This is a genomic window from Winogradskyella sp. (assembly GCF_965656915.1).
Taxonomy (GTDB): Bacteria; Bacteroidota; Bacteroidia; order Flavobacteriales; family Flavobacteriaceae; genus Winogradskyella.
In genome coordinates this window covers 1-23838 of the sequence record NZ_CBFHMI010000038.1, presented here as the reverse complement: position 1 = coordinate 23838, position 23838 = coordinate 1, and the positions used below count along the sequence as shown (strand labels likewise).

The 23838-nt window shown below is 32.6% G+C and carries 23 protein-coding genes; 5 read left to right on the top strand and 18 right to left on the bottom strand.

The features are described from left to right. From ACTG3Y_RS09820 to ACTG3Y_RS09760, 13 genes are all read right to left on the bottom strand, one after another. On the bottom strand, nucleotides 1-280 hold a 280-nt coding region (locus ACTG3Y_RS09820), incomplete at its 3' end, for a glycosyltransferase (protein WP_439152747.1). Nucleotides 281-355: 75 nt separating this feature from the next. Continuing rightward, complete coding sequence (locus ACTG3Y_RS09815) at nucleotides 356-1777, bottom strand: T9SS type A sorting domain-containing protein (protein ID WP_439152746.1); 1422 nt, start codon at nucleotides 1775-1777, stop codon at nucleotides 356-358. A 156-nt stretch (nucleotides 1778-1933) separates the two neighbouring features. Then, nucleotides 1934-3652: an FG-GAP-like repeat-containing protein gene (locus tag ACTG3Y_RS09810; RefSeq protein WP_439152745.1), complete on the bottom strand. Its 1719-nt coding sequence runs from the start codon at nucleotides 3650-3652 to the stop codon at nucleotides 1934-1936. Nucleotides 3653-3794: 142 nt separating this feature from the next. Continuing rightward, nucleotides 3795-5876 (bottom strand): T9SS type A sorting domain-containing protein, encoded by a 2082-nt coding sequence (locus ACTG3Y_RS09805; RefSeq protein ID WP_439152744.1) that lies wholly within the window; start codon nucleotides 5874-5876, stop codon nucleotides 3795-3797. Nucleotides 5877-6065: 189 nt separating this feature from the next. Then, nucleotides 6066-7799, bottom strand: a complete 1734-nt coding sequence (locus tag ACTG3Y_RS09800; RefSeq protein WP_439152743.1) for an FG-GAP-like repeat-containing protein — start codon at nucleotides 7797-7799, stop codon at nucleotides 6066-6068. A gap of 84 nt (nucleotides 7800-7883) precedes the next feature. Next, nucleotides 7884-8699, bottom strand: coding sequence for an enoyl-ACP reductase FabI (locus ACTG3Y_RS09795; RefSeq protein ID WP_439152742.1), 816 nt, complete (start codon nucleotides 8697-8699; stop codon nucleotides 7884-7886). Nucleotides 8700-8749: 50 nt separating this feature from the next. Beyond that, the gene (recN, locus tag ACTG3Y_RS09790) at nucleotides 8750-10402 is read right to left on the bottom strand and encodes a DNA repair protein RecN (RefSeq protein ID WP_439152741.1); all 1653 of its coding nucleotides are present in this window, start codon (nucleotides 10400-10402) and stop codon (nucleotides 8750-8752) included. 66 nt (nucleotides 10403-10468) lie between these two features. Beyond that, nucleotides 10469-11356, bottom strand: coding sequence for a DUF4835 family protein (locus tag ACTG3Y_RS09785; protein ID WP_439152740.1), 888 nt, complete (start codon nucleotides 11354-11356; stop codon nucleotides 10469-10471). Continuing rightward, a complete protein-coding gene (coaBC, locus tag ACTG3Y_RS09780) occupies nucleotides 11349-12560 on the bottom strand; it encodes a bifunctional phosphopantothenoylcysteine decarboxylase/phosphopantothenate--cysteine ligase CoaBC (protein WP_439152739.1) in 1212 nt (403 codons plus the stop codon). Before coaBC ends, ACTG3Y_RS09785 begins: the two co-directional genes overlap by 8 nt. A 5-nt stretch (nucleotides 12561-12565) precedes the next feature. Further along, nucleotides 12566-12892, bottom strand: coding sequence for a DNA-directed RNA polymerase subunit omega (locus ACTG3Y_RS09775; RefSeq protein WP_439152738.1), 327 nt, complete (start codon nucleotides 12890-12892; stop codon nucleotides 12566-12568). 11 nt (nucleotides 12893-12903) lie between these two features. Next, the gene (locus ACTG3Y_RS09770) at nucleotides 12904-13704 is read right to left on the bottom strand and encodes an outer membrane protein assembly factor BamD (protein ID WP_439152737.1); all 801 of its coding nucleotides are present in this window, start codon (nucleotides 13702-13704) and stop codon (nucleotides 12904-12906) included. Between the two features lie 108 nt (nucleotides 13705-13812). Further along, a complete protein-coding gene (dapA, locus tag ACTG3Y_RS09765) occupies nucleotides 13813-14697 on the bottom strand; it encodes a 4-hydroxy-tetrahydrodipicolinate synthase (protein ID WP_439152736.1) in 885 nt (294 codons plus the stop codon). Beyond that, entirely contained in the window at nucleotides 14697-15215 is a 519-nt protein-coding gene (locus ACTG3Y_RS09760) for a DUF6913 domain-containing protein (RefSeq protein ID WP_439152735.1), read from the bottom strand. The genes dapA and ACTG3Y_RS09760 overlap by 1 nt, the downstream gene beginning before the upstream one ends. 70 nt (nucleotides 15216-15285) lie before the next feature. Between ACTG3Y_RS09760 and ACTG3Y_RS09755 the strand changes: the two genes are divergently transcribed. Both ACTG3Y_RS09755 and ACTG3Y_RS09750 read left to right on the top strand, forming a co-directional pair. Further along, nucleotides 15286-16047 (top strand): 5'-nucleotidase C-terminal domain-containing protein, encoded by a 762-nt coding sequence (locus ACTG3Y_RS09755; protein ID WP_439152734.1) that lies wholly within the window; start codon nucleotides 15286-15288, stop codon nucleotides 16045-16047. Between the two features lie 2 nt (nucleotides 16048-16049). Continuing rightward, entirely contained in the window at nucleotides 16050-16964 is a 915-nt protein-coding gene (locus ACTG3Y_RS09750) for a bifunctional metallophosphatase/5'-nucleotidase (protein ID WP_439152733.1), read from the top strand. A gap of 15 nt (nucleotides 16965-16979) precedes the next feature. On the opposite strand, the gene ACTG3Y_RS09745 is transcribed toward ACTG3Y_RS09750, so the two are convergent. From ACTG3Y_RS09745 to ACTG3Y_RS09725, 5 genes are all read right to left on the bottom strand, one after another. After that, nucleotides 16980-17717, bottom strand: a complete 738-nt coding sequence (locus ACTG3Y_RS09745) for a hypothetical protein (protein WP_439152732.1) — start codon at nucleotides 17715-17717, stop codon at nucleotides 16980-16982. Between the two features lie 99 nt (nucleotides 17718-17816). Next, complete coding sequence (gene ligA / locus ACTG3Y_RS09740) at nucleotides 17817-19811, bottom strand: NAD-dependent DNA ligase LigA (protein WP_439152731.1); 1995 nt, start codon at nucleotides 19809-19811, stop codon at nucleotides 17817-17819. A gap of 1 nt (nucleotide 19812) precedes the next feature. Further along, nucleotides 19813-20394, bottom strand: coding sequence for a TIGR00730 family Rossman fold protein (locus ACTG3Y_RS09735; RefSeq protein WP_439152730.1), 582 nt, complete (start codon nucleotides 20392-20394; stop codon nucleotides 19813-19815). Between the two features lies 1 nt (nucleotide 20395). After that, on the bottom strand, nucleotides 20396-21268 hold the full coding sequence (gene prmC / locus ACTG3Y_RS09730) for a peptide chain release factor N(5)-glutamine methyltransferase (RefSeq protein ID WP_439152729.1): 873 nt from the start codon (nucleotides 21266-21268) through the stop codon (nucleotides 20396-20398). 2 nt (nucleotides 21269-21270) lie between these two features. Then, nucleotides 21271-21762, bottom strand: a complete 492-nt coding sequence (locus ACTG3Y_RS09725) for a GNAT family N-acetyltransferase (RefSeq protein WP_439152728.1) — start codon at nucleotides 21760-21762, stop codon at nucleotides 21271-21273. Between the two features lie 61 nt (nucleotides 21763-21823). Between ACTG3Y_RS09725 and ACTG3Y_RS09720 the strand changes: the two genes are divergently transcribed. The 3 genes from ACTG3Y_RS09720 to ACTG3Y_RS09710 all read left to right on the top strand — a co-directional run. Beyond that, nucleotides 21824-22282 (top strand): LEA type 2 family protein, encoded by a 459-nt coding sequence (locus tag ACTG3Y_RS09720; RefSeq protein WP_439152727.1) that lies wholly within the window; start codon nucleotides 21824-21826, stop codon nucleotides 22280-22282. Then, entirely contained in the window at nucleotides 22283-23380 is a 1098-nt protein-coding gene (ribD, locus tag ACTG3Y_RS09715; RefSeq protein ID WP_439152726.1) for a bifunctional diaminohydroxyphosphoribosylaminopyrimidine deaminase/5-amino-6-(5-phosphoribosylamino)uracil reductase RibD, read from the top strand. After that, nucleotides 23373-23838, top strand: a 466-nt coding sequence (locus tag ACTG3Y_RS09710) for an HAD family phosphatase (RefSeq protein ID WP_439152725.1), incomplete at its 3' end; no start/stop codon positions are given. The genes ribD and ACTG3Y_RS09710, both read left to right, overlap by 8 nt.

Genomic DNA, 23838 nt, shown 5'->3' with positions numbered 1-23838 from the left:
CATCAGAATCTAGTATTATAAAATAATTACCTGTAGCCTTGGTCATTCCATAATTTCTGGTATCGCCTGGGCCTGAATTTAACTTAAAGTAATATGAAATATTCAATAAACTATTAAACTCGTTAATTATGCGTTTTGAATCTATTGAAGACCCATCTTCAACAATAACAATTTCATAGTTGTAATTGCCTTCTAATCTTGCAAAACTATCTAATAGTTCCTTAATTTCGTTTGGCCTATTATATACAGGAATAATAAAAGAATAAACAATATCACTCATTAGTACAAAGGTATATAAAGAAAATACAAAAGCCACCAATAAGGGTGGCTTTTGAAATAATATATAATAGTAAGCTTATTGCTTAATGATTCTAACTGTTTTTGTTATATTACCTACGGTCACATTGACAAAATATGTACCAGTTCTAAGCGCTGACATGTCTATTTCACTCTCTAAAGTATTAGGGGTCACTCTTATTACCTCTTGACCAATAACATTATAAATTGATACATTATTGATTGTATTTTGTGCATTTAATTGCAATGTGTTTTTTACAGGATTCGGGAAATAAGTAAAAGCTGTATTAGATTCTACAGAATCTAAAGACAATGTATTTGGAGCAGCAATTTCTATATCGAAAGAACCCTCGTCACTTAATGCTCCGTCAACTTGTACTAAATAAGTTCCTGCGGCTAAGCCATTAATATTCGCTGTAGAAAGTCCACCAGCACCTCCATCATCATCACAGTCAACCTGAGTTAAACTTCCACAACTACCTGAATAAACAGTTAAAGCTGTATCCATTAAAGTCCCGCCGACAAAATCTAAAGAAACTGTAACATCATCTACAACCGGAATAGTAAAACTAAACCAAACTGATTCATCCAAATCGTCTTCTTCAAAAAACCAACAGCTACCAAATGGTTCGCCCACTTCAACACTACTTCCCTCATTAGTGAAAGTCGCAGGTGCTGAATTTACGGTAATTACCTCTGCAGAAGCACAGTTATCATTTGATGGTGGAGGCACTAAATTGGTAGTAAATGTTCCGTTAATATATGCTGAAGTGTCACCTCCACCACAATTGGTTTGTATATAGAGAACATAATCCGTTCCAGCAGTTAAAACTGGACCAGAAGAATCTGATAATGCTGGGGTTGTACCAGCAGCTAGTGCACCAGGTGTACCCTGAGCTACACCATCAGGCTGAATCTCCCAGTTATAATCAACAGGAGTCCCAGCAACAGGCACAGACCAACTGAAATCTATTTGTACATCAGTAATAAAATCTTGAACTAAATTTGTAGGAACTTCACAAGATGCTGCTGGTGTAAAAGTTAATGTCCAATCAAATGGTGTAACATCCCAGACATCTCCCCATTCGATATAATAAGTTGTCCCACCGATTACATCAAGATCAGAAATAGAAGCTGCTAAAATAGATCCTGAACCATCATCACAATCATCATCACTGTCAGCCAAGGTAGTAAGTGATCCACAAGTACCTGAACCTACAAAAAGTACAGTATCAGAACCACCTAAACATGATGAAATGTCAATAGTCCCTGCTGAGGGTGCTGTAAATGTATACCAGGCAGCGTCAAAACTACCACCAGATGCACTCATTTCTGCATCTAAAATACCGTCATTATTAATTGTAGTCGTATTAGTAACACCAGAAGTCACAGCAAGCGCTGAACCACAATTATCTTGCGCATTTACATTATACGCAAAGCATAGTGTTACTAAAAGAAATAGTAAAGTAATTTTTTTCATATTTATGGAATTTAGATTTGTTTCAAATTTTGGTAAATAAAAATAGAATTTTATTCAATAAAGCGCTGTGTTCTATTGCCTTACTCGTTCAAACTCTTAAATATTCGTTAAAATCCATAATACAGGTTTGAAATACTGATGAAAGGTAGGGTCACTTTATTTTTTAAAAATTTTAAAAGTGAATAAAGTGTTATTAGCATTAGAAATATTACAAACGTATACACCTGTATAACAATTACTTAAATCGAAATACAACTGATTGTGATCAATATTTAATTCTGACACATATCGACCTTGTACATCGTACAACTTACCACTTACAATTGTCATGTCCTTGGAATTAATAAAAACAAAATCACTCGAAGGGTTTGGATAAACTAAAATAGGAGTATTTTTCTGTTGGTCGTCTAATGATAATGATGAACCTTCTATGATTTCAAGTGTTTGATTAACATCCACATTATAAATCACATCTTCTACTCCACTTAACCATTTTACTTTGACATAGTCAATTATTGTATTATTCCCAACACCAATAATTTCAGTCGCAGAATTCTGTGCTAGATACCCCTCACCGCAAAGTGTATAACGATATTGTATATGACCACCAGACGATATTTCTATTAATGATCCTATACCATTTCTATTACTTTCTGTTCCTTCTAATCTTACTTTTAGCCAATTATTAGCCATTGGTGAATTATTTTTCCAAAGAAAAATATTATTATGAATTATATTATTAACAACTATTTCTGGATAACCGTTATTGTCTGTATCGCCAATTGCGTTTGAAAAACTCTTAGCATTATCATTAGGAACAATTGTATTATCTAAAGTAAACGTATTATCATTATTATTTACATAAAAAGCAGAAGACAAATAATTTGGAACTGTTCCGTCATATTCACTACTTACATACAAATCTAAATCTTTATCGTTGTCTGCATCTAAAAAGACTGCTCCCCAACCAATACTATTGAATATAGTTCCTGATGGTAAAGCAATATCGGTAAAAGTACCATCACCATTGTTTTTAAAAAAAACATTTCCAGGGCTACTGTTAGTTACATAGATATCCATCCATCCGTCACTATTATAGTCATCAATAGTTACAGACATAGCATCTATAAATATATTAGTTTCTGACGCTATACTCACATCCGTAAATGTACCATCACCATTATTTTTATATAATATATTTGAGTATATAACTTTGTCGTTTGACACATAGATATCTTGAAAGCCATCATTGTTATAATCAAAAAACGCAGAACAAAACGACATTGTTCCCGTGTTAATTAATCCGGCTTCATTATTTACAAGGGTGAATGTTTTATCACCATTATTTTTATATAAAATACTAGGGATTGTTGTATCTCTGTTACTTATAAATACATCTAAAAATCCATCGTTATTATAATCTCCCCATGAGGCACCAAAGGAATTAAGTGCTTCTGATAGCATCCCGCACTCTTGTGTTATTTCCAACATGATCATATTGCCAGTATTCTCAAACAATCTATTACCAGAATTATCACTCGTAACAAAAAGGTCATTATCACCATCATTGTCAATATCTACCCAATTAATTTGTCTGGTCTGGTGAGAATTTTCAGGTATATTTAAATTTTGTTGAACAAAATTTCCATTTATATTTTTAAAAAATACTAATGGAAAATTAGAGGCTGAACTCACTGAAATATCGTCCCAACCATCATTATCATAATCAAAAAATGAAATTCCATTACCTAAATAAGTATCACCACAGACCACATCAACACCTAACTCTGATGCTAAATTTTGATAACTAATTTGGCATTTTAATGTGTTAGATAGAAACACAAAAATGATTAGTATAAAAACGTTTTTAATCATTCTGATATTTTGAAATGGTGTATTGTATTACTAAAGATATTAAGATAATTTTATAAACAAGGTAATAACTATATTTTTGACTAAAGAGAATAAAAAAAGCCGCTCAAAAAAAGCGGCTTTAGTGTATTTAATACTTAAAGAATTATTGCTTAATAACTCTAATCGTTTCTGTCGAATTATTAATAGAAACTTTAACGAAGTAAGTACCATTAACTAGTGAAGACATATCAATTTCACTATCAACATTATTTGGGTTAATTCTTAAAACCTCTTGACCTAACATATTGTACATAACCACTTTCTCAATTGAATTTTGAGCATTCAATGTTAAAGTGTTTTTAACCGGATTAGGGAAATAAGTAAATGCAGAATTATTCTCAACATCATCTACACTTAAAGATTCACCACATAGAACAGATCTTGTTCTATTCACATTTTCTGCACCACAAAGATTATCATCTAAATGTGTATAGAAACGAACTTCCCCATCGGTTGGAGCCGTCCAAGTTACAGATGATACACCAAATGCATCAGCAGTAGCACCATCATAGCTAATAGTGATTAAATCTGGTGCTGAACTATTAAATTGATAAGTTTCTCCAGCAGTTACGGCTACTAAAGAAAATTCACTTGCCCAACCACCAGTAGTGACTTCATTGACTGTAGTTCCATCACAAGTTGCAGGAACGTAAGCCGCACCACCAGGCCATTGGCCGTTTACAGCGGTTAAACAATATCCAGGGAATGACTCTGTTGTAAAACTCCAAATATCACATCCTGTTGCTTCTACTGCCCCATTAACGGGAATAGCATTCCAGAAAATTTCAGTGTTAAAAGCATTTATAGTTAAGTCAGCCGTTTCAGTTGGGAAATTTCCAACCAAAACTGGGTTAGCCCCTAAGTCATCATCATACACATAAACGTTATAAGATGTTGGATTTGGTCCTGCCGAAGGTGCTACCCATGTAAAAGTTACCGCTCCTGTTGGTACATCAACCGTGTCATCAGCAGGAAAAGGAGTCGTTGCACAGTTTGGTGGATCTGGAACTGTGTAAGAAGAAATACAAACATCTACCATTGCCGTTGACGCTGTACCTTCTTGCCAAAAATAAAGATAGTATTGCGTATTTGGTGATAAAACTACATCTACAGATGGGCTTATATCTGCATTATAACATGCTACATCCGTTCCACCACAGGTATCAAATACAGCCATATCAACAGCTGCCGAAGCATTAACTGTTAAACCACCTGCAGCATCAGTTGTTGCGGTAACCCATAAACCATAATTATTAAATGTATCACAACTCGTAGAGATATTGCTTGGTGCACCTGTAAAATCTAAAGATACTGGTGTTGCAGTACCACAATCAGCTTCTAATGCTGCAGCGATAGCCGTACCACAAGATTCACCAGAATCTGGTTGTGCCCATGTGAATGGACCAGCAAAACCACTATCTCCATCAACACCACAATTAGCTTGTACATAGAAATCATAGACTACACCAGCAGTTAAACCACTAATTGAACCTGTATTTCCAGTCACAGTATTAGTAGTACCGGTTCCTTGTGTAAATCCTGTTGCACCATATTCAAAGGTGAAATCAGTTTCAGAACCACCAGGTATCCAACTTAAATCAGCTTCTGTCGGAGAAGTAGCGAAAACACCTAAACTTCCTGGAGTTAAACATGAAGGTGCATCACCAATAACCACATCATCAACAGTTATACCTCTTCCATATCCTGATTTACCTTCGAAAGCCACATAATAATCTGCACTTGGATTAGGTAAAACAATATTTACTTCTGTCCAAGTAGGATTTGTATCTGCTGTAAATTCAGCTAATAATACCCAAGTTCCAGCAGCGGAAGTTTTGTAATAAATTCTAAGCTCATCTTGATCCCCTCCCCAATCTTCTTGAGTATAATAAAAACTTAATACTTGCGAAGGAACAACTGATAAATCTAAAGACGGTGTAACTAATCGTGTTTGATCACCATTATAATTATCTGACCAAAATGCTGCCATTCCTGCACCTGTTCTAGGTGCTACAGTAGCATTTTGATTTGTTGCGCCAAACTGCCAATCTACAGTAGCTGAAACATATTCATTTGACCATCCCGAAGGAATAGCCCCACCATCAAAACCTTCAGTCAATACTTGCGCATTGAATTGCCAACATGTAGCGAATAAAGTAAATAACGCTAAAGTAATTTTTCTCATAAATTTTTAATTAAAGTTAATATTAGCTTAAATTTATGTGAAATTTTGTTAATACAAATTGGGTTTTTAGGTAAATCGACGAAACACAAAAAAAGGGGGTAAAAGGCATTTTTTACCGCTGTAGTCTTAAACTAAATTAATACCTGCTAATGTATTCTATTTAAATAAGTTTAAAATAGAAAGAATGGGCTAGAATTTAATAAATCTTTTAGTTTTTGACCCTTTATCAGTAGATACTTTTATATAATAGAATCCTGTGGTTAAATCTTTTAAATTCATCTCCACATTCTCGAGATTCTCAAAAGATGTTAATATTATTTTTCCCAAGGTATTATAAATATCAACTCTATTAATAATGTCTGACGATTTTAGTTTTAATATACCATTAACTGGATTAGGAAACAATTTTAATACATTTACAGAAGATAAATCATTAATTGATAGTGTACTGGCCTCAATTATATTTATGTCCTGATTTACTGGTACATCATAAAGCATATCTTCTACTCCACTTAACCACTTAACTTTAACATAATCTATAATAGTTTCTGTACCAACACCAAAAATTTCTTTGAAAGAATTTTGAGCAATATAACCTTCACCACACATCACATACCTGTATTGTTTGTTCCCGTTTACAGAAATTTCAATAAGAGAGCCAACTCCGTCTTTGTTACTTTGAGTTCCTTCTAAAGTAATAGACAAGTAGTTATTATTGGAAGTGGTTTGATTATTCCATATAAATGGCGGTTCGTCATTACTATTCAGAACAATTATATCAGATTTTCCATCATTATTAAGATCACCTATTGCATTTGAATAACTCATTTTATTATCATTCATAAACCCTACTGAATTAGGCTCTGTAAAAGTTTCATTTCCTTGATTCTCATAGAATGTAGCGGATGGATAACCATTAAAACTACCATCATAAGAGCTACTTACGTATAGATCTAAATCCCCATCATTTTCGGCATCAAAAAACGTAGAGCCCCAGGCAAAACTTTCAAATACTGTTCCTGCAGTTACCGAAATATTTGTAAATGTCTCATCACCATTATTCTTGAGTAGGACATTGCCTTGACTTGGTGTACTTATTTCGTTTGGAGTGTTAGTTACATAAATATCTAAATAACCATCGGAATTAAAATCGTCTACTGTAACAGACATAGCATCAACTATAATATCTGTCCCAGAAGTAGCGCTTACATCTGTAAATGTGCCATCTCCATTATTCTTAAAAAGATAATTTGGAAAAAACTTATCATTCGCGACATAAATATCTTGCCAGCCGTCATTATTAAAATCTAAGAAACCAGAACAAAAAGTCAATGCTGGAGTGTTACTTAATCCTATTAGGTCTGTTGCGTTGGTAAACGTTCCATCACAATTACTTCTAAATAAATAATTTGTAACTGTTGTTGATCCTGCAATTCTATTTGAAATGTAAACATCTAAACATCCATCATTATTTACATCCCCCCAAGATGCGCCATAAGTATTAATATTTACAAATGGTAAACCAGAAGATACCGTAACATCAACCAAGCCAGAATCTGTTTTTTGAAATAATCTGTTTCCTGCAACATTACTTGTTACATACAAATCTTTATCACCATCATTATCATAATCAACCCAAGTAACGGCCTTTGTTTGATAAGTTATAGCTGGATTAATTAATAATTCTTCAAAAAATAAACCTTGAAAATTCTTGTAGAACCTTAAAGGGACTCCATCGCCAGAAGTTAAAGTTATATCATCATATCCATCATTGTCATAATCTACAAAACTCAAACCGTTACCCAAACTAACAGATCCACAATGATCTGTAAAACCAATATTGGCAGCTTCATCTGCAAAATAAATTTGAGCCTGAATTGGTAAACAAAATATTACCAAGACTATATATACTGAGCCTCTCATCTAAAATAATTTAGATACAATATATAAAAAAAGCTATTAAAATTCTTTAATAGCTTTTTTTAGTATTCTTTAGATTGTAAATAATTACTGATTATCTACAAATGTGTCCATTACAGCATCACTAACTCCCATATTACTGAATCCACCATCATTGTATAAGTTTTGTAAAGTAACACGTTTAGTTAAATCACTAAATAGCGAAACTGTATAGTTTGCACAATCTAATGCTGTTGCATTACCCAACGGCGACATTTTTTCTGCATAAGCAATGAAGCCATCAAATCCTTTAACTCCGCTTCCTGCAGTAGTAGGTGTTGGGGATTGAGAAATGGTATTTACTCTTACATTTTTATCTCTACCGAAGAAATATCCAAAACTACGAGCTATACTTTCTAAATATGCTTTATTATCCGCCATATCATTATAATCTGGAAAAACACGTTGTGCTGCCATATAGGTTAATGCTACAATACTTCCCCATTCATTCATAGCGTCTGCTTTATACAAGGTTTGCATTACTTTATGAAAAGACATTGCTGATACATCTGTACCCTTTTGGGTCCATGCATAATTCTGATCGGTGTAGTGTTTCCCTTTTCTAACATTAATTGACATTCCAATTGAATGTAGAACAAAATCTATTTTTCCACCTAAAATTTCCATTGATTGGTCGACAAGATTTTTTAAATCTCCTTCTGATGTTGCATCTGCAGGTATAATTTGAGAACCCGTTTTTTCTGCAAGCTCATTAATCTGTCCCATACGCATAGCTACAGGTGCATTAGTTAATACAAACGTACCGCCTTCTTCATGCACTCGTTCTGCAGTTTTCCATGCAATAGAGTTTTCGTCGAGTGCACCAAATATGATTCCTTTTTTTCCTTTTAGTAAGTTATACATAGTATAAATCTTTTATTAGTCAGTTGTTATTTATTAGTGTAAATATAGTATTAATTCAATAATTGTTTAGCGTGATCTAGTGCAGACTTGGTTACATTTACTCCACCAAGCATTTGAGCAATTTCCACAATGCGCTCATCTTCATTCAATCGCTTTAATTGTGTATGTGTTACATCATCTACATCAGTTTTATAAACTTTAAAATGAGAATTCCCTTTTGCAGCTATTTGAGGTAAATGGGTTATGGTGAATACTTGCATTCGCTTACTCATTTGCTGCATAATCTCTCCCATCTTTTTTGATATTTCACCAGAAACACCTGTGTCTATTTCATCAAACATTATTGATGGTAATTGAATATAATCTGCTAAAATAGATTTAATGGCAAGCATTATTCTAGACAATTCTCCACCAGAGGCGGATTTTTTAAGCTCATTAAAAACAGAACCTTTATTAGCCATAAATAAAAATTGAAGATAATCTTTACCATTACTTAGAAGCTCATCCGTTTTGTTTAAGTCTATTTTAAATTTTGCATTAGGCATACCTAAATCATTTAAAAGAGATTCTAACTTAGAAATGAGTTCTGGTATAATTGCTGCTCTGTTTAAATGAATAGCTTCTGCCATTTTATCTAAAGACTCCTTTTGATTTTCTAATTCATCTTCTAGATTTTCAATAGTTTCGTCTAAGCTATTGGTGTCATTTATCTTTAACGATAAGGCATCACGTATTTCTATAAGCTCACCAACATTTATAGCAGAATGCTTTTGAAATAGATTATTTACTATTTGAAGTTTCGCTGCTACAGAATCTAATTCTAATGGATCTGCAGACAGGTTGTCTTCAAGGTTATCTATTTCAGAAAGAATATCATCTAACTCAATCCCTATACTAGTTAATCTCTCCTTTAAAGCTTTGTAAGGTTTACCAAAATTAGCTATTCTATTGAGTTCTTGTTTTGCGCTATTTATTTGATCAATCAAACCTATATTCTCTGTTGAAAGAATAGCTTTTGTACTCGCTAGTTTTCCCCCTATAGTTTCAACATTATTAAGCTCTTCATATTTACCTTCTAAAACTTCTACGTCAAGATTGTCTAGATCAATAGATTCAAATTCTTTTGCTAAAAATAGATTGTAATCGTATTCCTTAATTAATTCAGCCTTTGAGATTCTAATTTCTTCGAGCTTTTGCAAGGTGAATTTATACAGTTTTAACTGAGATGAATACTTTTCTAGCTTTTTCTTATTATTCGCTAAAGCATCTATTATTTGAAACTGAAAGCTATCCTGTACAAGTTGCTGCGTTTGGTATTGTGAATGAATATCTATTAAATAATTACTCAATTTAGACAGGCTATCTAAAGTTGCTGGTGTATCATTTATAAATGCTCTTGATTTGCCAGAAGGTAGTATTTCTCTTCTTACAATAGTATGAACATCATAGTCTATATCTAAATTTTGGAAAAGTTTTTTCAGATCATAATTGGCAACATCAAAAACAGCTTCAATAATACATTTTTCGTCTAGGTTTTTAACCTGACTTAGATCTGCTCTTTTCCCTAATACTAAGGATAAACCACCAAGTAATATTGACTTACCAGCACCTGTCTCTCCAGTAATTATGGTTAGACCATTATTAAACTGAACATTGAGCTCATCTATAAGCGCATAATTTTTTATGTATAAGGATGTTAGCACAACTAATTTTTACACTTACAAAATTAAGTGATTACAAAATGAAATTGAGTGATGTGAGAGAAAAAATTAAAACTTAATTTTTCGCCATTTCTGAGAATGCATTGGCGCAATGCTATTTAAAATATCTATAACCTCAGTAATATTGACGCTTGGACCACCCGATAATATATCTAAAATTTCATCTGATTTAGCATCAAAAAAGACACGCATTAAGAAAGAGTTAGGTCGTCTTTTATGAATTTTAAACAAGTCTGTAAACACAGTTGTAATTTTAGCCTTCGCCTTTCTTGCATCCTCTTGCATTAAATCTAAACCACCAATATGATAATTATACATTGTAGATCTAATTTCTTTATATGTTGGCGACATTAAGTTATCTATAAGAGCAAACCTAGATTGAAGCCCATCTTCTAACTTCCAGCCTTGTCCATTGAGTTGCTGAGAATAGTTTGCTATTGTTTGTGCTTGTTTAAAGTATTCATTTCCTCCATTTAGTGCAAAGGTATCTGCATCCATGCCAAGAATCATATAAACATGAAACGATAATACCGATATTAAATTAGATTCAAATTGAATAGGATTATACACTAAATTCTGAAACTCTAAATATTTAAAATTAAAGTCCTTGTCATTATAATTATATACAGGTGAACTGTATGTTGAATTAAATATTGGTCTAGAAGATGAAACCTGAAGCGATGTTGAGAACGAATCATTACTATATTGTTTCACATTAATAACCATGCTACAGTCTATACGTTCTTGCTGCTCAAAATCTTTTTGTGTCCATTTGGTATTATTGATAAATTCGTTGAGTTGGCGCTCTAAATTCTTAAAAATAACATTATTATCATTTCCTGTTTGCTGTGCAATTACTTTTACGGTACAATTTAATTCTTGAGAAAATGCAACCGATGTAAATAAGCAAATGATTAAGACTAAAATATTACGCATCTAATTGTTTTAAAATTTGTTGCATTAAATCCTCAGCTACTTCCGCCTTCGATTTAAGCTTATGTTCAATAATCTCGTTAGAAGATGTGATAAATGTAACTTTATTTGTTGATACTCCAAAACCAGCTCCTTTATCTTGCAATGAATTAAGAACTATTAAATCTAAATTCTTTGATTCTAGTTTTCCTTTAGCATACTCTATCTCATTATTAGTTTCTAATGCAAAACCAACCAAAAACTGTTGCTTTTTAATTTCACCTAAAGACTTTAAAATATCTTTTGTTTTTTCTAACTCAATAGTAAACGTAGATTCTTTCTTTTTTATTTTCTTATCTGCTACAGATTTTGGTCTATAATCTGCGACCGCAGCAGAAAGAATAGCAATCTGAGAAGATTTATAATGCTTATGAACCTCATTGTACATCTCTTTTGCACTTACAACAGGTTTAACACTAATGTAGCTATGATTTGTTTTTTGATGTGTTGGTCCGGTCACTAAAATGACTTCGGCACCCAAATTTGCGGCTGCATTTGCTATTTCAAATCCCATTTTACCACTAGAATGATTACCAATAAATCTTACAGGATCTATAGCTTCGTAAGTCGGACCAGCAGTAATTAAAACTTGTTTACCTTTTAATGGTAATTGATCTAATATATCTTTTTCAATAAAACTTACTATATCTTCTGGTTTTGCCATTCTACCTTCCCCAACCAATCCACTTGCTAATTCGCCTGTACCTGCAGGTATCATTTTATTGCCATAAGACAAAAGCTTATCAAAAGATGTTTCAGTGGATTTGTGTTTATACATATCTAAATCCATTGCAGGCGCAAAATAAACTGGACATTTTGCTGATAAATAGGTCGCTAATAATATATTATTGCAAACACCATTAGCCATTTTAGCCATAGTATTTGCCGTTGCTGGTGCAATTACAAATAGATCAGCCCAAAGGCCTAATTCTACATGATTGTTCCACACGTTATTGTCATCTTCTTCATCAACAAATGACGAATAAACAGGGTTCTTTGAAAGAGTTGAAAGCGTAAGCGGAGTAATGAAATCTTTAGAAGCAGGCGTCATAACAACTTTTATGTTAGCGCCTGCTTTAATAAACAATCTTACTATACTAGCAGATTTATATGCGGCAATACCAGCAGTAATGCCTAATAAAATGTTTTTGTCTTTGAGAATAGACATGGAAGTTATTCCTGAGTGTCCTCAGTATTTCTGTGATAAATTTTATCATCTAACCACTCTTTAACTGCTAAAGCATGCGGCTTTGGTAGTTTTTCGTAAAACTTAGAAACTTCAATTTGTTCTTTGTTTTCAAAAATCTCTTCTAAACTGTCATTATACGTTGCAAACTCTTCAAGCTTGTCAATTAATTCTCGTCTAATATCAGTGTTAATTTGTTCAGCACGCTTAGATATTACAGAAATAGCTTCATATATATTATCTGTTGAAGCATCAATCTCGTTTCTGTTATAAGTAACTGTAGTTACTGGTGCATCTGTCTTTTTTAAATCCATTGTTATAATGATTAACTTTTTGTCGTAAATGTATCTAATTCCTGTTCTAACTGTTCTTTCATTCTATTGGCATCTTCCATATTATCTGCATTAGGAAAAGCTTTTTGAAATGATTTGTAATAATTTATAGCATCTTTTAATCGTTGTTCCTTTAAGTAATCTATACTTAAAATTGCTAAATTAAAAGCGGAGTCAAATCGGTAATACATAGCATCCTTTCTAAAACTTGTTCCTGGAAACTCTAGCAAAAAATTATTAAATGATTTAATAGCCGCTTTATAATCCTTAATCTTGTTATACTGAAATGCTATTTCGTATGCCTTCTTTTCTAATTTAAAATCTAATTCCTTTACCAATGCGTTAGCTTCACTAAGATATTGTGATTGTGGATAAGCATTAACAAACAACTGCAGCTTCTCAATAGCTTCTACCGTTTCCTTTTGCTCTTTAGAGTATATTGGGGAATTATAGTAGTACCCTTTTGCTGCTAAATATGCTGCTTCTTCGGCTTTCTCGCTATCTGGATACACCTCTGTAAATTTATCAAAATGAAAACTTGAAATGTAGTAGTCTCTCATTTTATATGAGCACATAGCATGCATAAAGGTTAACTTCTCTGCCTGAGGTTTGCCACGGTAACTTTGCAGAATTTGCTCAAAAAGTCTGTGCGCCTTATTATATTTTTCAGCTTCAAATAATTCTGTACCCATTTTAAACTTCTCGGCAACATCCTCAGACCTTAGAGTCTTTTGAAAATCACTACAAGAAACAAGTAGAATACCAATTAATAGTATGTATAAACGTCTATTCATAAATTTTAAACAGGATGCAAAAGTACGCATTATTAACGGATTTTGAAAACAATTATTATCAACTAAAGTAACGGTTGTTTTTAGGTATGAATATTATTTAATTTAAGTTTAACTTTTGCCTAAAACATCGAGTTCTTTTCTAATCTCATTTTTAAGCTTATCTGTAGCCTCTACAAGAGGTAATCGCACATAAGAATTAGAAATATTTAATCCACTTAATACAGCTTTAATACCCGAAGGATTGTTCTCCGAAAATATCATTTTTGTTATAGGCATTAGTTTAAAGTGAATTTTATAGGCTTCTTTGGCATTACCTGCAATACCTAAACGAATCATTTCTGAGAATTCTTTTGGTAATGCCTGACCAATAACAGAAATAACTCCTGATCCACCTGCCAATGCAACACCCAATGCAAGATCATCATCACCTGATAAAACTAAAAAATCATCTGGCTTTGTTCGTAACAACTCAAGATATTGATGCACATTATTACCTGCTTCTTTAACTGCTATAATGTTATCAAAGTCTTTAGCTAAACGAATTGTAGTTTCAGGTGATACATTAGAAGACGTTCTACCAGGTACATTGTACAATATGATTGGTTTTGGTGATACCTCTGCAATAGCTTTAAAATGCTGATAAATTCCTTCTTGAGTTGGTTTACTATAATATGGAGAAACCGATAATATCGCATCGATTGATGATAAGTCTGTTGATTTTATTTCTTCTATTAATGTCGTAGTATTGTTTCCTCCGATACCTAATACCAGAGGGACTCTGTTATTATTAACTTTAATTATAAATTGTACTAAGCTCTTTTTTTCTTCTGGACTTATTGTAACACTTTCTCCTGTAGTACCACTTATTACTAAGTATTCCGTACCATTTTCAATGTTATATTCAACCAATCGTTCTAAAGCATCATAATCGATATTTAAATCTTCATTAAATGGTGTGATTAAAGCAACACCAGTACCTATAAATTTGGTCATTATAATTTGTTTAAAATGTTTAAATATTTTTTTAATTCTTGTTTAAAGATTTTTATGTCCTTAGGATTTACATCAATAATTAAATCGTAAAGCCTCTCATCTTTCCGAGAAAGACCAACTTTTAAATTTGCTTTTGATAAAGCTGTAATTAAATTGAGTTGTAAAACCTCTTCTTTAAAGTAGCAAATTAAGACATCATACTGCTCGTCTAAAAACGTCTGTAGATCAATACTATTTATTTTTCCCTTCCATCCAAAATCTTTAGGACTATAATAAGTATCCCATTGATTATGTTCTAATTTATCATCAAAAGTAAACGCAATAATCTTATGTTTGGGTGAGGTTAAGTTAAGTTCCTTAAAATAGGCTTTAAAAACTTCAAAATCATCAAATTCATCTGCATTTAATAAAACAGCGATAGTTTTTACTTTATTACCGTTTACTGCAGCTTTGCGCGCTGCCAGTAAATTATTGACATATTTTCGATTCGATTTCTCTTTAAATGCCTTTAAAATCATTTATCTTTAGACTTTGTGCAAATTTAACAAAAGCACAAACAAATTTTACAAACTCTTAATAAGTTATTCAATGACTATTAAACATATTTTTAAGCTTGGCTTTCTTCTACTTTTTTGTTCTTGTCATCAAGATTATAATGTGACTAAAATTGAAGGCAAGCAAATTGAAATTAATGATAGCTTAACTTCTGACAAAGCCGTTGAGACCTTCATTGAACCTTATAGAGAAAATGTAAATAAAAACTTAGATAGTATCATCTCATATGCACCAGAGACGTATTCAAAATCTGATGGTAAATTTAATACATCTATAGGTAATTTTATGGCTGATGCTGTGTTTTTAGAAAGTAATCCTGTATTTAATCAGCGTACTGGCAAAAATATAGATTTTGTACTTCTTAACCATGGTGGTATTCGATCGATAATACCAAAAGGAAATATAACTTCGAGAACTGCTTATGAAGTTATGCCTTTTGAAAATTCAGTTGTTGTAGTGGCGCTTAAAGGGACAAAAATCATTGAAATCATGACATATCTTTCTAGAGCAAAACGTGCACACCCAGTTTCTAGTCAGTTACAACTTACATTAGCTAAAGATTTTAGTATTAACTCTGTTAGTATTAATGGCGAACCCATCGATACAGAAAAAATATATTATGTAGCAACAAATGATTATTTATACAATGGTGGAGATAGAATGACATTTTTTAAACCAAATGACAGTTCGTACGTTTTAGACTATAAAATAAGAAACGTCTTAATTGATTATTTTAAAAAAACAGACACAATTAAGCCTAAAATTGATAATCGATTTATTCAATTAAAAAACTAACCATGAAAAGAAGGCAATTTATACAACAAAGTACCGCTGCTGTTACTTTAGCAGGAATTGGTGGGCTTGGATTACAGTCTTTCAACACGTCAAACGCAAAGAAAATTACGATTTTACATACAAATGATGTTCACAGTCATATTGACCCTTTTGGACCAGAAGATGGCAGAAACGCTAATAAAGGTGGTGTTGCAAGGCGCGCTACTTTGGTAGATTCAATCAGAAAAGAAAATCCCAATACATTATTATTAGATGCAGGTGATATATTTCAAGGCACTCCATACTTTAACTATTATGGAGGTGAGTTAGAGTTTAAGCTCATGAGCATGTTAAAATATGATTTAGCAACTATAGGAAATCACGATTTTGACAATGGCATTGAGGGGTTATATGCCCAATTACCACATGCGGATTTTGAATTTGTATCTGCCAATTACGACTTCTCTAACACCATTATGGACACACATGTCAAACCTTTTAAAATATTTATAAAAAATGGAATTAAAATTGGTGTATTTGGTTTAGGTGTTGAACTTAACGGCTTGGTAGATGAAAAAATGTATAAAGAAACCGTATATAAGAATCCTATTGAGATTGCTCAAGATATGTCGCGCATATTAAAAGAAGAACACTCTTGTGATTTAATTATTTGTTTATCACACATTGGTTATTACTACAAGAAAAACCCAGATAGAGTTTGTGATTTAAGTTTAGCGAGAGCTACAAAAGATATCGATTTAATTATTGGCGGACATACGCATACATTTTTGCCAAAGCCAACGATAGAAAAAAATAGCGAAGGAAAAAAAGTGCTCGTAAACCAGGTTGGCGCATATGGATTATACCTTGGTAAGGTTGACTTTTACTTTGAATCTGGCAAACCCACAAAAAGTGACGGAGCCACAATTATAGTTTAAAACAGACCATTATTATTAAGCTTCTAGTAGCTCTTCGTTATAAGCAGGTACAGGACCTTCAAATTTAAGTTGCGATTGCAGATAATAGAATAAAAATGCAATAACTAAAAAGAAAGAGTAAATAAATCTAAGTGCACTCTCTTCTAAAATATAATAATAAGCCAATTGTATAATTTCTGAAAACACAATACAAATTGAACCTATTAAAAACAACATTGATTTGTTATCATTTCTGTACATATAATTGATGAGCGCTGCTGACAACAAAATCATAATGACACCATTATAGATATATTCGAGAGTATACTCGTAAAAAGATAATGTTGCTTCAGTCGTGGCAGTGATTATCGAGACACAAAATACATCTAGAACCACTAAAATAAATATTGGTATAAAGAATTGGGTAAAAATGATTTTCAGGTCTAAATCTTTTAAAATCTTCACGATTAAGAATATGTAAGATAATATATATAGAAAATTTGCAAAAAAGTAATAATAATCCATTTCGTTGGCACCTATTATAGGACCATAATAGGCGAATAAGCTTATAATTTTACCTATTGCAAAAGCCACTAAAAAGTAAAAGAAGTACTTATTAGTATCTTCAACTGTTTTGTTATACAAAACGATAACAGTAATTACCATTATTGTACTAAGTATTGAACTTTCTAAATCTAGTCCAAAACCCTGTAGTAGTATATAAAAACCACCTAAAAGCAGTAATAATACTTTTATAATCTTATTTGTTAACATTAATTAATCCTTTATTAATGCATCAAATATAAAAATTATTACTATTTAACGGTAAAAAATTACATTTAATCGATGAAATGCATAATTTTTTGTGAGAATTTACCTCAAAAGTTCTAAAAATTCTTGTTCGGTAAGTATTGAAATATTCAAGTTTTCGGCTTTTGTACGCTTACTCGGTCCCATTTTATCACCCGCAACCACATAACTCGTTTTAGATGAGATTGATGAAGACACCTTTCCACCATTATCTTCTATTAGTTTTTTTAGTTCAGTCCTAGATACGGTTTCAAAAACTCCAGAAACTACAAATGTTTGTCCTTTTAATTTGTCGGTCTGATTAGCCAGCTTCTCTGCTGAAATTTCTAATTGAACTCCAAATGATTTCAATCTTTCAATTATAGTTCTATTTTCTTCTGATGAAAAGAAATCTACTACGCTCTCTGCAATACGCTCTCCTATTTCATCAACAGTCACTAAATCTAAAGTCGATGCAAACATAAGTGCATCAATTGACTTGTAATGTTTTGCTAACTTTTTAGCCACAGTTTCCCCTACGTATCGAATACCTAATGCAAATAAAACTCTTTCAAAAGGAATTTGCTTTGAAGCCATAATACCTTGAACTAAATTCTCTGCACTTTTCTCTGCCATTCGTTCTAAAGGAATTACCTGTTCTACAGTTAATTCATATAAATCAGAATAATTAGAAATTAGTCCTTCATGAACCAATAATGCTACAGTTTCTCCACCAAGACCTTCAATATCCATAGCTTTTCTGGATATATAATGCTGAATACGACCAATAACTTGTGGCGGACAACCATTATAATTAGGACAATAATGTTTTGCTTCACCTTCTAAACGAACTAGTTCGGTGTCACATTCAGGACAATTGGTAATATATTTAGTCGGTTTTGAATCTGAAGGCCGTTTTGATAGATCTACAGCTATAATTTTAGGTATAATTTCACCACCCTTTTCTACATATACCTCATCACCTTCTCTAATATCTAATTTCTCAATTTGGTCTGCATTATGCAATGAAGCACGCTTAACAATGGTACCTGCCAATTGTACAGGTTCTAAATTTGCCACAGGTGTTATAGCACCAGTACGGCCGACTTGATAGGTGATTTCATTCAACTTTGTAGACACTCGCTCTGCTTTGAACTTGTACGCCATAGCCCAACGTGGTGCCTTTGCTGTAAACCCTAATTCATCTTGCTGATATAAACTATTGACTTTGATCACTACACCATCTATTTCATAAGGTAAATCAAATCTATGTTCATCCCAATAATTAATATAATCAATAACTTCATCAATTGAGTTGACGAGCTTTGCTTCTTGAGGTACTTTAAAACCCCAAGATCTCGCCTTATCTAAACCTTCAAATTGCGATTGTATGCTTAAATTATTGCTCTTGATACTATACATTAGAAATTCTAAAGGACGTTTCGCAACCTCAGCACTATCTTGAAGTTTTAAACTACCAGATGCCGTATTACGTGGGTTTCTATAAGGCTCTTCATCATTTTCAATACGCTCTTCATTCATTTTTAAGAAGCCTTCTATTGGTAGAATGATTTCACCGCGTATATCAAATCGATCTGGATAATCGCTATTTAATTGTAATGGCACTGTATTAATAGTTTTTACATTAGCTGTAACCTCATCACCTCGCACACCATCGCCACGTGTAACGGCACGGACAAGCTTCCCGTTTTCATACGTAAGATTCATTGAAGCACCATCATACTTTAACTCACAGGTGTACTGCACTTCACCATCTACCATTTTCTTAATACGTATTTCCCAATCTAATAAGTCTTCTTTTGAATAGGAATTATCCAATGAGTACATTCTAAAATCATGAACAACTGCATTGAAATTTTTCGTAATTGTGCCACCAACGCGTTGTGTTGGTGAATTAGCATCAAAAAATTCTGGATACTTTTCCTCTAGTGCCTGAAGCTCTTTTAACTTTATGTCAAACTCGTAATCACTTATGGTAGGATTGTCAAGTATGTAGTAATTATAGTTATGCTGACGAAGTTCGTCTCTTAAAATTTCAATTTTAGATTTTATATCCATATTATAATCCTTCTTTATTCAACCATTTCGGTGCTGGTAACGGCACATAATTTTCCATTTTATCTAATAGCCCAATCATAGTGGTGTCAATAACAACAGCGTCAAAATGTTCCTGTTTTAAAAATCCACGCTTTACCATCATTTTACATTGAGATATTAAAGCATCGTAATAGTCATTAATATTTAAAATACCAATGGGTTTGGAATGCAATCCTAATTGTCCCCAAGTTGTGATTTCAAAAAACTCATCCATTGTACCAAAACCACCAGGTATAATCATAAAACCGTCGCTTTTCTCGTACATAATCACTTTACGATCGTGCATGTTTTGAGTTACAATAAGCTCAGTTAACTCATTATTTACAATTTCTTTTGTTCTCAAAAACTCAGGAATAACACCAATCGTTTGACCTTTAAAATCAATAGCTCCCTTAGCGACCTGACCCATTATACCAATTTTAGCAGCACCATAAACTAAGACTATATTATTTATTGCTAAGTGCTTACCCAGTTCGTAAGCTTGCTCAACTATTTTAGGATCATTGCCTTCACTACTACCACAAAATACGGATATACTTTTCATATTATCTTTTTACACCTTTTAGCATTCTATTGTTTGAATTTAAATCTACTAGCAACTCAACAGCTTTGAAATCTGCATCCATTAATAATTGCTTTGTCTCTTCTCCAAGATACTGGTTGATTTCTAAATATAAATAGCCGTCACCAACTAAGTATTGCATTGCAAAATCGATAATTGCATTATAAAAGAGCAATGGGTTATCATTTGCTACAAACAAGGCTAAATGTGGCTCGTTGTCTAAGACATTAGGTTTTATTTCTTTTTTCTCTAGTTCTCTAACGTATGGTGGATTTGATACTATGATATCATATTTGAATTCCAAATCTATTGCAGAATAAGAATCTGAATCTAAAATATCGGCTTCAATAAAAGTAAGCTCTACTTTATTAAGTTTTGCATTGTGTTGAGCGATACTTAATGCTTCTTTACTAACGTCTAGAGTATACACTTTTGCCTTTGGTAAATGTTTAGCCAAACTGACTGCTATGCAACCAGAGCCTGTACCAATATCTAAGATAGTGAAGTGAGATTCTTCACTTTTATCTGAATGACACTTAATAATCAAATCCACTAATTCTTCAGTTTCAGGCCTAGGTATTAAGACATGTTCATTGACTTTAAACTTTAACCCATAAAACTCTGTTTCACCTATAATATATTGAATTGGCCTTTGTTGCTTAAGGTCTTCTAATGCCTTAAAGAAGGTATCCGTTTCAGATTTAACGAGTGTATATTCTGGCTCTAATGACAATTGAAATCTGGGCACATCTAAATAATGCTCCAAACAATGGAAAAAGAACGAATCGACCTCATTCTTACCATAAATAGCATCTAATTCTTTATGAAAAATTGATTTTAAATCGAGTGCTTTCAATATTATAAGTCTTTAAGCATCCATACTGTACATGAGTAATGCCCAGTATCTCCCATGGGTTTTTCTATACTCTCAAAACCTACTTTTCTATATAATTTTCTAGCATCATCCATGTAAGGCATGGTTTCGAGATAGCACTGATCAAATCCAGCTTCTTTAGCAAAATTTAAGCATTTAGCCATCATTTTACTTCCAAGTCCTTTTCCTCTAGCTTCTGGCATAAAATACATTTTTTGCAATTCACATACATTGCCTTCATAATTATCTAATGGAGCTATGCCTGCACCACCGATTACTTCTTCACCATTTACAACAACAAAATATGCTGTTCGCGATTGATCGTAAGTTTCCGTCATACAATCTAAAGCTTTGTCTTCATATGCAGTACCGACCTTAGGCACGCCCATTTCAATTAAAACGGAACGTATAGCTTTAGCAATTTTAGGATTATCATCTAGTTCTATTTCTCGAATAACAATAGTATCTTTACGCACTTAATTATTGATTTTAATACTGAAATTATTTCGGTATGAAGATAGCTATAATTCTTATTTTATGCTTAAAAGAAGTTTATTCATTTTACTAATTTTTCCACTAGTTTTCAACTGCACTGTAACTGAAAAGCCCGAGTTTTTAGGACTAGACAAAATAAAAGTTATTAACTCTAATTTTAAGTCAATTACATTAAGTGCCGACGCCATGTTTAAAAACCCAAATGATGTTGGTGGAAAACTAAAAACAGACGATTTAAAAGTATACATTAATGATACAGAAGTTGCTACAATAGTCTCTGACGAATTTGATGTACCGTCTAAACAGAATTTTACAATTCCATTAGTGGTATCGGTTGCTACAGATAGTTTAATTGATCAAAAAAGTTTGGGCGGATTACTTGGTAGTCTGTTGTCTCAACAATTAAAAGTAAGTTTCAAAGGTGAGATAGATTATAAAGTCTTTGGGTACTCTTCGTCTTACACCGTTGATGAATTACAAAATATTAAAATTAAACTCTGATTGAGCCAACACGAGACTTACATAAAACGCTGCTTACAAATAGCCAAGAATGGATTAGGAACAACTAGACCTAATCCAATGGTTGGGGCATTAGTAGTTTACAATAATGAAATTATTGGCGAAGGATTTACGAATCCATATGGAGGACCACACGCAGAGGTCAATGCTATAAATGTAGTTAGAGACAAAAGATTGTTACCAAAGAGCACACTTTATGTAACCTTAGAACCTTGCAGTCATTTTGGTAAAACACCACCTTGTAGTGATTTGATTATAGAACATAAAATCCCAGAAGTGGTTATTGGTTGTGTTGATAATAATCCTGAAGTTGCTGGTAAAGGCATCGAAAAACTAAAGGCTTCTGGCTGTACTGTTATTGTGGGTGTCTTAGAAAAGGAATGTAAACAACATCACAAGCGTTTCTTTACGTTTCACAATAAAAAACGACCTTATATTATCTTAAAATGGGCTGAAACCAGAGATGGATTTATTGCACCAAAAACTAAAGGAGAAAAGAAACCAGTTTGGATAACGAATACTTTTTCAAGACAACTGGTTCATAAATGGAGAGCAGAAGAACAAGCCATTTTGGTCGGCACAAATACCGTGTTAGAAGATAATCCTAGTCTAACGGTTAGAGATTGGGTTGGGCAAAATGCAACGAGAGTCATTCTGGATGAAAAGTTGAAAATAGATAAAACTTATAACGTTACGAATGATGATGCGAACAAAATTATATTTCATGGAGATAACGATGTAATACCTAAAATTGACGAAAAGACATTAGACTGGTCTATACATCAGCCTTTATCAAATAGAATCAGTGGATCTTATATTAAAATTGAATGGCATAACCGAAATGAAATCGCAAAACAAGTTTGTAAAGTGCTGTATAATTTCAACATAAACTCTGTAATCATAGAAGGAGGCGCAAAAACACTTCAATCCTTTATTGATGAAGCTTTATGGGATGAAGCCAGAGTTTTCATAGGTGATGTTGATTTTACCGATGGTGTAAAAGCACCAAGGCTAAAGGGAAAACTAGTGTCACATTCAAAACTACTAGGTGATACTCTAAATATTTACGCCAATGATTAAGACACTCATTTTTGATTTTGGTGATGTTTTTATTAATCTAGATAAGGAAGGTGCGATGCAAAATGCGCTGAATCTCTTTAACGTAAAAACCTTTGATAAGGACATGATTCATGCAAATATTCAATATGAAGTTGGCAACCTATCGACATTAGAATTTATAACATTTTACAACAATAAGTTTCCATTCCTAAAAGAAAAACAAATTGTTGAGGCTTGGAATTTCATAATTAAAGATTTTCCACCGCATAGATTAGAGTTTATTCAGCAATTACATAAAACAAAGGATTACCAACTTATTTTATTGAGCAATACCAATGCCTTGCATATGGACTTTGTAAAAGAAACAACTGCTTTTTTTAGTGCGTTTGAAAATTGCTTTGATGCGTTTTATTTATCACACGAAATACATTTAAGAAAACCTAACACTGATATCTATAATTTTGTAATGCAAAAGCATG

Coding starts and splice junctions, on each gene's coding strand:
- ACTG3Y_RS09735 (WP_439152730.1), bottom strand. CDS start 20,394: ATGAAAAGTATATCCGTATTTTGTGGTAGTAGTGAAGGCAATGATCCT.
- ACTG3Y_RS09755 (WP_439152734.1), top strand. CDS start 15,286: ATGACTATTAAACATATTTTTAAGCTTGGCTTTCTTCTACTTTTTTGT.
- dapA (WP_439152736.1), bottom strand. CDS start 14,697: ATGACCAAATTTATAGGTACTGGTGTTGCTTTAATCACACCATTTAAT.
- ACTG3Y_RS09785 (WP_439152740.1), bottom strand. CDS start 11,356: ATGCGTAATATTTTAGTCTTAATCATTTGCTTATTTACATCGGTTGCA.
- ACTG3Y_RS09760 (WP_439152735.1), bottom strand. CDS start 15,215: ATGATTTTAAAGGCATTTAAAGAGAAATCGAATCGAAAATATGTCAAT.
- coaBC (WP_439152739.1), bottom strand. CDS start 12,560: ATGTCTATTCTCAAAGACAAAAACATTTTATTAGGCATTACTGCTGGT.
- ligA (WP_439152731.1), bottom strand. CDS start 19,811: ATGGATATAAAATCTAAAATTGAAATTTTAAGAGACGAACTTCGTCAG.
- ACTG3Y_RS09770 (WP_439152737.1), bottom strand. CDS start 13,704: ATGAATAGACGTTTATACATACTATTAATTGGTATTCTACTTGTTTCT.
- ACTG3Y_RS09720 (WP_439152727.1), top strand. CDS start 21,824: ATGCTTAAAAGAAGTTTATTCATTTTACTAATTTTTCCACTAGTTTTC.
- ACTG3Y_RS09775 (WP_439152738.1), bottom strand. CDS start 12,892: ATGGATTTAAAAAAGACAGATGCACCAGTAACTACAGTTACTTATAAC.
- ACTG3Y_RS09750 (WP_439152733.1), top strand. CDS start 16,050: ATGAAAAGAAGGCAATTTATACAACAAAGTACCGCTGCTGTTACTTTA.
- ACTG3Y_RS09815 (WP_439152746.1), bottom strand. CDS start 1,777: ATGAAAAAAATTACTTTACTATTTCTTTTAGTAACACTATGCTTTGCG.
- ACTG3Y_RS09810 (WP_439152745.1), bottom strand. CDS start 3,652: ATGATTAAAAACGTTTTTATACTAATCATTTTTGTGTTTCTATCTAAC.
- ACTG3Y_RS09795 (WP_439152742.1), bottom strand. CDS start 8,699: ATGTATAACTTACTAAAAGGAAAAAAAGGAATCATATTTGGTGCACTC.
- ACTG3Y_RS09800 (WP_439152743.1), bottom strand. CDS start 7,799: ATGAGAGGCTCAGTATATATAGTCTTGGTAATATTTTGTTTACCAATT.
- ACTG3Y_RS09805 (WP_439152744.1), bottom strand. CDS start 5,876: ATGAGAAAAATTACTTTAGCGTTATTTACTTTATTCGCTACATGTTGG.
- ACTG3Y_RS09745 (WP_439152732.1), bottom strand. CDS start 17,717: ATGTTAACAAATAAGATTATAAAAGTATTATTACTGCTTTTAGGTGGT.